This is a genomic window from Draconibacterium mangrovi (assembly GCF_010586825.1).
In the GTDB taxonomy this organism is placed as follows: domain Bacteria; phylum Bacteroidota; class Bacteroidia; order Bacteroidales; family Prolixibacteraceae; genus Draconibacterium; species Draconibacterium mangrovi.
In genome coordinates this window covers 155,655-168,349 of sequence record NZ_JAAAGB010000008.1, presented here as the reverse complement: position 1 = coordinate 168,349, position 12,695 = coordinate 155,655, and the positions used below count along the sequence as shown (strand labels likewise).

7 protein-coding genes are annotated in these 12,695 nt (G+C 41.5%); all 7 read left to right on the top strand.

Annotation, left to right across the window (positions count from 1 at the left end; genetic code table 11):
* The first annotated feature begins 20 nt into the window (after nt 1-20).
* The 7 genes from G4420_RS18355 to G4420_RS18325 all read left to right on the top strand — a co-directional run bounded on the left by G4420_RS18355 (nt 21) and on the right by G4420_RS18325 (nt 12,480).
* Nucleotides 21-1,313: a DUF5013 domain-containing protein gene (locus tag G4420_RS18355; RefSeq protein WP_163325399.1), complete on the top strand. Its 1,293-nt coding sequence runs from the start codon at nt 21-23 to the stop codon at nt 1,311-1,313.
* A gap of 294 nt (nt 1,314-1,607) precedes the next feature.
* Nucleotides 1,608-5,162 carry a glycosyl hydrolase family 28-related protein gene (locus G4420_RS18350; RefSeq protein ID WP_163325398.1) on the top strand — a complete coding sequence of 1,185 codons (3,555 nt, stop codon included), beginning with the start codon at nt 1,608-1,610 and terminating at the stop codon, nt 5,160-5,162.
* A 13-nt stretch (nt 5,163-5,175) separates the two neighbouring features.
* Nucleotides 5,176-6,882: a family 43 glycosylhydrolase gene (locus tag G4420_RS18345; RefSeq protein WP_163325397.1), complete on the top strand. Its 1,707-nt coding sequence runs from the start codon at nt 5,176-5,178 to the stop codon at nt 6,880-6,882.
* A 46-nt stretch (nt 6,883-6,928) separates the two neighbouring features.
* Nucleotides 6,929-7,918: a family 43 glycosylhydrolase gene (locus tag G4420_RS18340; RefSeq protein WP_163325396.1), complete on the top strand. Its 990-nt coding sequence runs from the start codon at nt 6,929-6,931 to the stop codon at nt 7,916-7,918.
* Nucleotides 7,919-8,145: 227 nt separating this feature from the next.
* Nucleotides 8,146-9,471: a hypothetical protein gene (locus G4420_RS18335; RefSeq protein ID WP_163325395.1), complete on the top strand. Its 1,326-nt coding sequence runs from the start codon at nt 8,146-8,148 to the stop codon at nt 9,469-9,471.
* An 18-nt stretch (nt 9,472-9,489) separates the two neighbouring features.
* A complete protein-coding gene (locus G4420_RS18330; protein ID WP_163325394.1) occupies nt 9,490-11,208 on the top strand; it encodes a family 43 glycosylhydrolase in 1,719 nt (572 codons plus the stop codon).
* Nucleotides 11,209-11,232: 24 nt separating this feature from the next.
* A complete protein-coding gene (locus tag G4420_RS18325) occupies nt 11,233-12,480 on the top strand; it encodes a hypothetical protein (protein ID WP_204273741.1) in 1,248 nt (415 codons plus the stop codon).
* Nucleotides 12,481-12,695 lie beyond the last annotated feature (215 nt).

The window sequence follows — 12,695 nt, the reverse complement described above, 5'->3', positions numbered from 1 at the left end:
AAACAATTGACACTAATATTATGAAAAAAATATTATATATAATTTTAGGAGTAATACTGGTTTCGGTTACTTCTTGTTTGGACATCGACAACTGGGATGAACCAGATGTGAAAGTCCATGGAAATGTAATAGATTCATATACCGGCGAGAATTTACTTTCGTCGCAAGGTGAATGGGGGATCCGTATTTGGGAAAGAACCTGGACGGAATCAGTACCCAATAACCAGAATTTAACTGTAAAACAAGATGGTTCGTATAACAATAGTAAATTGTTTGCCGGAACATACGACATGCTTCCTTATGGAGGTCCTTTCTGGCCGGTAGATACTATAAAAGGTGTTTCTTTTGATGGAAATACACAACAAGACTTTACAGTGACTCCGTATTTGCGTTTAACCGATTTCGAAGTATCATTAAACGGCTTAAAACTGATGTTAAAATGTCGTCTTAATGCACCGGTTCGCGAAGGTTTACCAAACCTTGTTGAAATTAAACCTTTCTTAAGTCTGAATACATTTTGTGGTGCGACAAACAATATAAGTATTGGAGAGTACAACAACATGCGTAAGCAGATCAACAAATCTTGGGAAGAGGAAGTGGGCGATGCTGAAACAAGTGATGTATACCGTATTGGTCCAATGCCGGTAAAAGCTGGATATACATATTATGTGCGTTTAGGTGCAAACGTAAACGATGCAAACCGTAAATATAACTACACCGAAATTGTGAAAGTTGAAGTTCCAGCTGATGCAGTAAATGACCCTAATGAGGTTCCTGCCAATTTCTTTAACAATGCTGAGTGGCCATTTAGTCGTTCTGAATGGGATGGTAACCGTTGGGGGAATTTATCAGGCGGATGGATTACTAACGAAGCAATGCGAACCCGTAATGGTATGGGAGGATACGACGGTGGATGGGAAGGCCCAGATAATGATAAGCAAAGTTTAGGTTTCGAACGTTGGGGCGAAGGCGAGACTGCAATTGTTAACGGTAAACTTTACCAAACGTTTGAACTTCCTGCCGGCGAATACCGATTTACTATGAGTTTGGCCGGAGAAAATCCAATTATCAGTAATAATGGTAGCGATCCGAGATATATTGCAGCAGCTATTGGTGAAACACTTCCTGATATCGAGGAACTTTCTTCAGCATTGGCTTCCACGAATTTTGCTGGTCTTGGAAACGATGGAAATGCAAGTATCGAATTTTCAGTGGCCGAAAAGACTAAAGTGTCAGCTGGGTTTGTAGTTAGTTTTACAGGAACTGAGCAAAACGTAAGACCTTCGTGGCTTAAATTGGAAAAACTAGATTAAAGGTAGTTTATATTAAAATGGTTGTTCTTCACTACGGTGTAGAGCAGCCTTTTTCTAAAATTGTCATAGTTAGTTTATGTTATCATACAAGTAAAGCATATAAACCTTGTGGTTTTGTGCTTTACTTTTTCTTATTGAGAAGCACATTCTATACCAAACACCTCTTCTAAATAGAGGCTTCAACTGCTGCCAACTTCTAAAATAAAGAGAAATTCTGAGGGCATTTGGTAAAAAAAGGGAAAGAAGGAAGATATTTTTCAAAGGCTTGTGCAGGGAATTTCTAAACAATAAATCATGAACCAAATATCAATCAATAAAATATCATCAGTATCAACAATTTTCTTTTTACTCCTGTCATCATTGCTATCAGCGCAGAACTGGAGATTAGTTGACACAAAGTATCCCACCATCGACAATGTGGTTATAGCTTATTCTGTTGCCGATTTCGGTATTACAGGAGATGGTGTTACCGATGTTACCCAGCAATTTCAAACCTTGCTTAACGAGCTGGGGAATTTAGGTGGAGGAACTTTATTTGTGCCGGAAGGAAAATATGTAATAAAAGGTAATCTGCTTTTGCCTAAGGGTATTACGCTGAGAGGAGAGTGGAAGAAACCTGAAAAAGGAGCCCCTGTTGAAGGCACAATATTAATGGCTTATGCCGGAAGAGGAGATGAAAATGCTACCCCGTTTATTACCATGGAACCCTCGTCTGCGGTAATGGACATAGCTTTTTGGTACCCTGAACAGAGTCCTTCAGCGATAACTCCATACCCCCCTTCGGTTGAATTTGGAAAACCCAATTATTTCGGAAACGAAAATTGTAACGCAAAAAATATTACACTGGTCAACTCTTATACCGGTGTCGTTTTCTCCCGTAAAAATGGCGGAACATGCCCTACAATTAACGGTATTTACGGAACTCCTTTATCAAGGGGAGTAGAAATCGACAATATTGTTGATGTTGGTCGCATCGAGTGGATCGATTTTTCTCCTGATTACTGGGCAGGCTCCGGCTTACCTAATTCTCCATCGATTGATGGAAGCCACAAAGCCTGGATTTACGAAAACGGAACAGGTATTATTATGCGAAGAAACGACTGGTCGTACACCTGTTTTGTAAATATAGAAGGCTATAACAAAGGCTTTCATGCCGTGGAATCCATCACAAGTCCGGGAGCACAACCAAACGGACATAATTATTCAATGACATTTACCAGCTGTAAAACCGGTGTTGATATCAGCGGTGCAAATTCGGTTGGATTAATGTTCACCGGTATTAAAACGGTGGACTGCGAAACCGGTATTGGTGTCGGCCAAAGTGCATCAGGAGTTGTTCAGGTACATACCTGTTCGCTCAATGCAACGAAGAATGCCATTTCGATACATGAATCAGCAAGCACCCGTTTAATGATATTGCAATCAGAGATAAACAGCGGTGCGGTTGATATTAAAGCAGGCACTTTTATCATTACCGACTGCGATTTAAATAATCCTGCTCCTCAAATCAGCCTAAAGAAAAATACACGAGCCATTATAACCGGAAACCGTTTTGCACAGGACGTTCAGATTGAAGAAAGTTCAATTTTTAAAAGTATTGTCGACCACACTCCGGTAAGTATGAAACAACTACCGGAAATAATTGAGATAAAACCGGAAGCACACAAACCATCGCGACTTGAATTATATGTGGCTACCGAAGCTCCTTTTAATGCTGTAGCAGATGGAATGACCGATAATACTGCGGCTATTCAGTCAGCACTAGACCAAGCAGCAGCCGATGGCGGTGGTATTGTCTTTCTTCCTCCGGGAAAATATAAGGTTATGGGAAATCTTGTGGTACCTTCAAATGTGGAGCTGAAGGGGTCTGTTGATGTTAGCACGACACCAACCGGTCCGGGAAGTATACTGGAAGTTTATGCCGACCGGAATAACCCTGATGGAGAACCATTTCTAAAACTCTCGGAAAACAGCGGTATTCGTGGTATCGTTTTCAATTATCCCGAACAGTTACTGTCCGATTTGCCAAGTGTAGGAAAATATCCGTATTGCGTGCAAGCCACTGGAAGCGATACCTATATGATTAATATTGGTATGCGTGCGGTTAGCAAGGGTGTCGACCTTTTTAGTTACCCATGTCACAATCATTATGTCGATTATATCGCCGGGCATGCTTTTGATATTGGAATCCGCGTTGGCGGAGGTACCACGGATGGCCGAATTTATAATACCCAGTTTAATGTGATTGCTTATGGTGCCGGCGACGAATCGAAATACGGAAGCTGGCCAAATTCTGCTGGCGACAGTGGTCCGGCTTACGATTACGGATTTGCCAATTTCACTTTTATGATTTTGGGCGATTGCCAGAACCAGTTGTTGTATAACGATTTTCATTATGGCTCGCAAAACGGAATGATATTAAGCGACATTGATGGAACGGGACCAACGGGACTGAGTATTGGTAGCGGTATTGATGGTGCAAGAAATGCACTAATTATTAATGCGGTCGGCAATAACGGATTTGATTTTGTAAACACACAAATCGTTTCTATTGGAGATCAGGACACAAAATATATTGAGACAGGGGCAGGTTATACCTCAGGAGTAGCATTGTTTAATGCTGACTTCTGGGGTAATCCTTCAAACGGAATTCGTTTGAATGGTGGAGAACTTACACTTCAGCAGGCAAATATTAACCAGCCCGGGCAACAACGAATGGCGCTAATATCAGGAGGAACCTTGAATATTGAAGCCTCGAGCGTATTTCCGAATAATTCGTTACTGGCTTACGGTACAGAACAACAATTTTCCATTCATTCGTCAGTGGTTGATCCAACCGGAATTGATACCACACAATGTGCCGTTTGGGAAAACAACCTGTATAACACACCGGCAATTTCGCTTGAATCCGCGCTGAGCAGGACTTCATGGACGGTTTCAGCTTCGAATAACTCTGGCGTTGCTACACGCGCCATTGATGGTACTGCCTCAACACGCTGGGATACAAACGGGTCTCAAACTCCGGGACAGTGGTTTACAATCAATTTTGGGAAACCGGAGAAAATTGAGCAAATTATTATGGATGTTGCTGCAAGTCCGGCAGACTCTCCGCAGAAATATGAATTTTATGTATCTGATAACGGAACCGATTGGTACGGACCAGGTGCGACTGGTGCAGGCGCTGATGTGATGACCATTGTGAGTTTCCCTTCTTCAACCGTGCAGTATGTGCGAATTAAACAAACCGGATCGAAAGGAAATTGGTGGTCAATTCACGAGGTTTACGCTTTTGGCGATGAAGATGCTATTAGTGTCAGCGGGATTGGTTTTGAAAAACAACAGATTGGTTTGGCCATCGACAGTGTTTACCAAGCTCAGCCTGTTTTCTCTCCCGAAAATGCCGCCAATAAAACCGTATTCTGGAAATCGAGTAATTCAAATATCGCAACGGTTGATACCACTGGTAAGATAATTGGAATTTCGGCGGGTACAGCCACAATAACGGCGGTTAGTATGGACGGGATAAAAAAGGCAAGCCTGACCGTAGTTGTTAGTATTGATGGGGTGACTTCGGTTAGCAACATTTCAAAAACTGAAAATACCGGTTTCAAATTGTTTCCTAATCCGGCTACGGAAAAGGTTACTTTAAGCTATCACACAAATAATACAGAAGAGGTTTTTATTGAACTATTCAATCTTAACGGAACGGCTGTAAAGTCCACATCATTTCGCTCGAATCCGGGCGAAAACCTGTGTTCTCTATCATTGGTAGAACTTACTACGGGAGTGTATTTTGTACGGTTGCGAACGTCTGAAGAATCTCATGTTAAACGGCTTGTTGTGCAATAGTCAATATTGATGAATGATGAAATTAGTGGACATGGTTAAAGGATTTGGATGGATGGCTTTGAAACTGAAATTTGTTATGTTTTTGTTTGGTTGTGCTTTGACAGTGCAAGGGCAGAATCCATTTGTTCAAAGTATTTATACTGCCGATCCGTCGGCGCATGTGTGGGCGGATGGACGCTTATACGTTTATCCCTCGCACGATATTGCCCCGCCGCAAGGGTGCGATTTAATGGATCAATACCATGTTTTTTCTACCGATGATATGGTGAGCTGGACAGATCATGGCGAAATTCTAAGGGCAGACGATGTTGACTGGGGCAGGGCCGAAGGTGGTTTTATGTGGGCGCCCGATTGTGCCTACAAAAACGGAACTTATTATTTTTATTTTCCACATCCCACGGGTAGTGGCGACCAGTGGAATTCTACCTGGAAAATTGGTGTGGCAACAAGCTCTGAACCGGCAGCGAATTTCGAAGTTCAGGGCTATATTGAAGGCTTAAAATCGATGATCGATCCCTGTGTGTTTGTAGATGACGACGGGCAGGCCTATTTATATTACGGCGGCGGAAACCTTTGCGAAGCCGGAAAACTAAAGGACAACATGATGGAAATTGACGGGCAAATGCAACAAATGCAAGGCTTGGTTGATTTTCATGAAGCAACTTGGGTGCACAAGTACAACGGGCTGTATTATCTGTCGTATTCCGATAATAATAACAATGTAGGAAACCAATTGCGCTACGCAGTAAGTGATAGCCCACTTGGCCCGTGGACCTACAAAGGCGTTTATATGAAACCAACTGGGAGTCCTACTAACCATGGCTCGATAGTGGAATATAAAGGCCAGTGGTATGCATTTTATCACAACAGCATTTTGTCGGGGCATCCATGGTTGCGATCCATTTGTGTCGATTCGCTTTTTTATAATGAAGACGGTACCATACAAGAGGTTAATCAAACACGTGAACACGGGACTCCATATTTTGAACCGGCACTTGCTATTCCCGGCACCATAGAAATGGAAGATTATGACCAGGGAGGCCAGGGGAAAGCTTACAGTGACTCGGATACATCAAATAACGGAAATGTCTATCGCGAAAGTGAAGGTGTGGATGTTGAGATGAACAGTCCCGGAAACTACAACATTGGCTGGACGAACGGTGGAGAGTGGCTGGAATATACGGTTGAGGTTCCCGAATCGGCATTGTACAGTTTTGAGTTGCGAGCGGCTTCTCCCGATGGCAATGGAAAATTTCATTTAAAAATTGATAAAGTAAATGTATCCGGTTCTGTAGCTATTTCTTCAACTGGTGGCTGGCAAAACTATCAGGCATTTACTGTTCCGGATATACCGTTGAATGAAGGAACGCATATAATACAGTTTTTTGAAGAAACCGGAGGCTACAATCTCGATAAAATGATCGTGAGCAAAAGTGGCGTACTCTCCGCAGGTAAGAATAGTGTAAACAGCGAAACTGATATTATGCTGTTCCCAAACCCTGCAAAAGGATCGGTATCGTTAAGGTTTCAGAGAATTTCCGCACAGGAGCTTCATCTTGAAATTCGCAACATAAACGGTCAGGTGGTAAAAAGCTTTGAAAAATATATCAGTAGCGAGGAAATTCAGTTAGACATAAGCGGAATTTCTGCAGGTACTTATTTTTTGCTTCTTCAATCAGATAAAAAGCAGCTAACAAAACAACTGATGGTGTACGAATAACATTTCGAAAAAATAATCAAAAACAAAATAATTTAATCGGTATAAAATGATTGTAGGAAAATTAAAATTGCTAATTGCAAAAAGAAACGTTTTAAGTAGTTTAATGTTGGGAATGTTGCTTGCTGGTGGCATTTCAGTACAGGCGCAGAAAAATCCCTTTGTAACACATATGTACACAGCCGATCCGTCGGCACACGTTTGGCAAGACGGACGTTTGTACGTTTACCCATCACACGATATAGCTCCGCCACGGGGCTGTGATTTAATGGATCGCTACCATGTTTTTTCAACAGATGATATGGTAAACTGGGTGGATCATGGCGAAATCCTGAGTTCTGAAGATGTAGAATGGGGACGCCCAGAAGGTGGTTTTATGTGGGCGCCTGATTGTGCATATAAAGATGGAACGTACTATTACTATTTTCCACACCCAAGCGGATCGGAATGGAATGATACCTGGAAAATTGGTGTGGCAACAAGTAAATATCCGGCAAAAGACTTTAAAGTTCAGGGATACATTAAAGGTTTAAAACCGATGATTGATCCTTGTGTTTTCATTGATGACGATGGTGAAGTTTATTTTTACTACGGAGGTGGCGGTAAATGCGAAGGTGGAAAACTGAAAGACAACATGATGGAGATTGATGGAGAAATGAAACCGATGGAAGGTCTGGAAGATTTTCATGAAGCTACCTGGGTACACAAGTACGATGGAGTTTACTATTTGTCCTATTCGGATAATCACGACGAAGGAAATGACAAAGAGGGAGTAAAAGGCGATAACAGAATGCGTTATGCCACAAGCGATAATCCTCTGGGACCATGGAAATACCAGGGCATATACATGCAACCAACCGATTCATACACCAATCACGGTTCAATTGTAGAGTTTAAAGGACAGTGGTATTCATTTTATCACAACAGTTCATTGTCGGCTAAAAATGGTGAATTCAACGATTGGTTACGTTCTATCTGCGTAGATAAATTGTACTACAACGAGGATGGAACTATTAAAATGGTAAATCAAACCAAATAATTCGCATAGTTTTTTAATATCGGCAGTCTCTGTTTTTCGGAGGCCTTGCCGGTATTACTGAACCACCTTTTTAACCTTAACGACAAACCTAAAACTTAAACAAAAATGCGCATTTATTTACATTCAGGATCAAATGGTATATTGTGTTATGCGAATTCCATCTTTTTATTCGGTCGATTGAAAATCGATTATTTACTAATCCGAAGAGCTAATTAAAATTCAGATAGATGGAAAAGATGAAACTAATTACCAAATTATGGATAATATTACTAATTGCGGTACAGCCCGTATTTAGTTCTGCAGCCACAGCCGATTTGCTGGCAGGTACGGCAAAAGTAACTATTACATCATCCTCCGAAATACCTTTGCACGATTCGTTGTATGCGAGGGTGTTACTGCTTAAAACACCCGAACACAAATTGGCCTTTGTTGCTGTTGATCAGGGTATTTTTACGAGTGATAAACTAGTGCAGAGATGCAAGGAAAAACTGGGGATTTCGCAGATCCTGATTTCTTCTTCGCATACGCACTCCAGTGGCCGTAGCGATAAGGAATATATTGATTCTCAAATTATAAAGGCGCTACAAGAAGCTGAAAAATCGATGTTTCCGGCTCGAATCTCGGCTGGAAGCAAAACATTTCCGCAACTGGGATTTAACCGTTTAATTGTTCGTGAAGACGGGCATTCGCGCGAATCCTGGTTTTCCGATGAACATTATACTTCAGAAAATCCCGAACGTATACCTTTTGGCCCCGTTGATCATGATGTTGGCGTAATAAAGGTGGAAGATCTGAGCGGAAATCCGCGGGCAATTCTGATGAATTATGCCATGCATTCGGATATTGTCTGCAGCAATTACGAAATATCGGCAGATTACCCGGGAGTGGCCTGCCGCAAAGTTGAAGAAGCTTTTGGTGACGATATGACCTGTCTTTTTGTTCAGGGAGCTGGAGGCGACATTGAATCGCTGATTATTAGCTCCCGTCGTAAAGGACCAGATGATCCGTTTAAATCTGATTACCGGACAATTGAGCGGGTTGGTGAATTATTAGCGTGGGAAACAACCAAACTGGCTAAAAATCTAAAAGCTCCTAAAGAGGTTACTTCAACGATCAAGATAATGAAGGATTCACTTCAATTTAAAGGGCGTTTTAAACAGGATGCCGATTATAATATTTTCATATCAACCATTCTGATAAACGACGACATTGTAATTGCTACTTGCCCCGGAGAACCTTTTGTTCGGCTTCAACTCGAATTGAAGCGGAAGATCAGGGAAGCCGGCGGAACACCATTTTTATTTGGTTACACGTGGTTTGAAGGTACCTGGCCAAATTATATTCCAGATATATTGGCAGCAGCACGAGGTGGTTACGGTGCCGATCAAAGCTGGCCCGAACCCATTGCAGTTGGGGCGGGCGAAACGATTATGAACAAACATTTCGAGAATTACCTGCGGATTAATGGATTAATGCGAACCGACTGTGGGCCGGTAGGGTTTAAAGGTGGTTCGCAATGGAAAATAACAGAAATTCCTGCAGAGGAGAATTAATATAAATAAATGCGTGAAATGCTTAAGATTTTAAGGTATTTCTTTTTCCCCTTTCTGGCTTTTGTGGCTTGTAAACAAGAGCCAAAGTCACATGGTGTACCGGAAGATAAAACGATATGTAATCCGCTGGATTTAAGTTACCGTTTTCAATTGGACGAACCATCCCGCAGGGAGGCTGCCGATCCAACGGTGGTTTTGTTTCAGGACGAGTATTACTTGTTCGCTTCAAAATCCGGCGGATACTGGTATTCATCAGATATGGCCGACTGGACTTTTGTGGAAACCAATGAAATTCCGACCGAACAATACGCGCCAACCGCCCTAGTTCTCAACGATACAATGTATTTTATGGCATCGTCGAATTCAATTTATAAAGCTACTGACTTAAAAGGTGGGAAATGGGAAATGGCAGCAAAACTTCCGTTTGGGGTTACCGATCCTGCACTTTTTCTCGACAATGACCAACGGCTTTATTTTTACTGGGGATGTTCGGATAAAGAACCGATTTACGGCGTAGAATTGGATTATCAAAACAACTTTCAGCCTGTTGGCGAAAGAGTTGCACTGATGCATGCCGATACCAAAAATCATGGATGGGAAGTTCCAGGTGATTATAACACTTTGCTTGACAATGCTCCCTGGATTGAAGGTGCCTGGATGAACAAACACGATGGCAAATATTACCTGCAATATGCCGGGCCCGGTACACAGTTTAAAAGCTACTCTGATGGCGTATATACTTCGGATCATCCGCTGGGCCCGTTTACGCTGGCCGAAAATAATCCTTTTGCGTATCATCCCGAAGGTTTTGCTACAGGTGCAGGGCACGGAAGTACTTTCGAAGACAAGTATGGAAATTTCTGGCATATAGGTACAGTTACCATTTCGCAAAAACACATGTTCGAGCGTCGACTTGCAATTTATCCTGCTTTTTTTGACGAGTTTAGAGAATTGTATGCTGATACACGTTTTGGCGATTATCCGATGATCATTCCTTCTGAAAAAGTGAAAAGTGAGGATGAGCTTTTTCCGGGGTGGATGCTGCTTTCGTACAATAAACCTGTTTCTGTTTTAACAGAAGTTGATAGTTTCCCAAAAGAAAATATGACTGATGAGGACATACGGACATATTGGGCTGCGAAAAGCGGATCAAACCAATGGGCGGTGATCGATCTGGAAGCTGAAAGCGATGTTTACGCGGTTCAGATTAATTTTGCAGAACACGGCACCAATGTTTACGGGCGTCAACCAGATTTTTGTTACCGTTACACCGTTGAAGCTTCGTTGGATAGTATGAATTGGAATACTATTATCGATCGTTATCATAACGAAACCGATAATTCGCATCCCTATATTCAGCTAAAATCTAAAGTAAATTGTAGGTATTTGAGAATTACAAATTTCGAAGTTCCATCGGGCAATTTTGCGCTTTCGGGTTTTCGGATTTTTGGTTTAGGACATGGTGAAAAGCCTTCTTCAGTTTCTAATCTGAAGGTTACCAGGCCTTCGGGAAACAGGCGTACGGCTCATTTAAGTTGGGGAAAAACAACCGGAGCTGTTGGCTATCAAATTCGCTATGGTGTAGCAAAAAACAAGCTTTATAAAAGCTATAAAGTATATAACGATAACGCTGTTGCCATTAATAGCTTGAATGCAAATCAATCTTACTTTTTTGCGATAGAGTCTTTTAATGAAAATGGTGTTTCTGGAACTTCATCAATTATAAAAGTTGACTAATTGATTCAAAAAAAAATACATTTAATGAAAAACCTAAATCTATTGTTATTGATAATTTTTGCCACAGCTCTGTTGAGTTGCGGCAGTATGAGTGACGAAGAAAAGATATACTATTTTGATGTGAACGGAATTTCGGAAAAAGTTTTAAGCAATTACCTCGATCGATCGGTAACGATGGCCTTCTTTCTTGTTCCTGAAAAATCAGAAGGACATCGTAAATATCCTTATCATGAAGATGATGTGCGGATGATTAAAAATATAGGGGCGAAATTTATCGGGCGTTCCATTTACCGGTGGGGAGACGAAAGCCGTTTAAATGATCCTGATTTTTGGGAAACCGCGAAAGCATTAATTGATACACTCCATAATTTCGATCCCGACATAATATTTCAGGGCTGTCTGTTTGAAATTATTACACAAGATGTGGATAGCGTAAAGATTCCCAATTGGGTATTTCAGGGCTTCGATTTACCTGTTGAAGACCGGACCTTTTCGTACAACGAAATGTTGAACAAAAGAGGCTTTTTGGTAGATCACTGGCGAAAGGGAAGCAGTGTGCCCGATGTCAGCCGACAAGAAACACAATTGTGGTTTTATTACCTGGCCGGTGCGTACATTAACGTGGGTTGTGAAGCTTTTCATTTGGGGCAGGTCGAACTAATTGGAATGAATGACCAACAGCGGGTGGTCTGGAAGAGCCTGTTAACGAAAATACGGAATTATGCAAAAATACACGCCCGGCGAAACTGGGTAATTCTTGATGCTCATGTGCCCAAAGGTGATATGATTAAAGACGGCGTTAGCCTGATCGATTTTAATTCCTTTCCACTGCGAATTAAGGAAATTCCCGAAAAGCCATACGAGTGCAAACTGGAAGTGAATCACCTTGATGCACTTTTTAAAAAGAGTAAAGGTTGTATTTCTCCCAGTGGCTGGTCGTGCAATAACCTGCCATATCTCGTTGAGTTTGATAATTACGGAAGAAGTGGAGAAGCCAATGTAGCCGATACTACTTCGCATTTTGTTTGGGGCTGGGATGAAATTTCGTGGTTTGCCCAGCAAGATGAACAAAGTAGAAATGCGTGGCTGGAATATGCATACAATTGGGTAAAAGATACTGATCCGAACGGGCACTTACAAATGCCTGTTAGTAGAATGTTATCCTGCCCAAACGAAACAGCCGGTAGCTACAGGGCCAATACAAAAAGTGAAACCTGTCCGATTGGGTACTCGCAGGAAGAAACAATAAAAAAAATTTGGAATGATAAGTAAATCCGAAAAAAAATCAACTTCCCGCATTATTGACAGATTCCTTCTAAGCCATCCTGTTATTCTATTATGTCAAATGGCAAAATTTGTATTGAAGTCAAAATGATAAGAAAGAATACATCGGTTTTGTAGAATGTTTTCGTTGTTACAATAACAAGAGGAATATTGTATAATCTGGTTACAAACGTGTTAACGATTTGTACGATGGAAAAGATTCT

Bases quoted from the DNA above. Each gene is read 5' to 3' on its own strand.
- G4420_RS18335 (WP_163325395.1), top strand. From the start codon at position 8,146: ATGGAAAAGATGAAACTAATTACCAAATTATGGATAATATTACTAATT.
- G4420_RS18345 (WP_163325397.1), top strand. From the start codon at position 5,176: ATGATGAAATTAGTGGACATGGTTAAAGGATTTGGATGGATGGCTTTG.
- G4420_RS18330 (WP_163325394.1), top strand. From the start codon at position 9,490: ATGCTTAAGATTTTAAGGTATTTCTTTTTCCCCTTTCTGGCTTTTGTG.
- G4420_RS18325 (WP_204273741.1), top strand. From the start codon at position 11,233: ATGAAAAACCTAAATCTATTGTTATTGATAATTTTTGCCACAGCTCTG.
- G4420_RS18350 (WP_163325398.1), top strand. From the start codon at position 1,608: ATGAACCAAATATCAATCAATAAAATATCATCAGTATCAACAATTTTC.
- G4420_RS18340 (WP_163325396.1), top strand. From the start codon at position 6,929: ATGATTGTAGGAAAATTAAAATTGCTAATTGCAAAAAGAAACGTTTTA.
- G4420_RS18355 (WP_163325399.1), top strand. From the start codon at position 21: ATGAAAAAAATATTATATATAATTTTAGGAGTAATACTGGTTTCGGTT.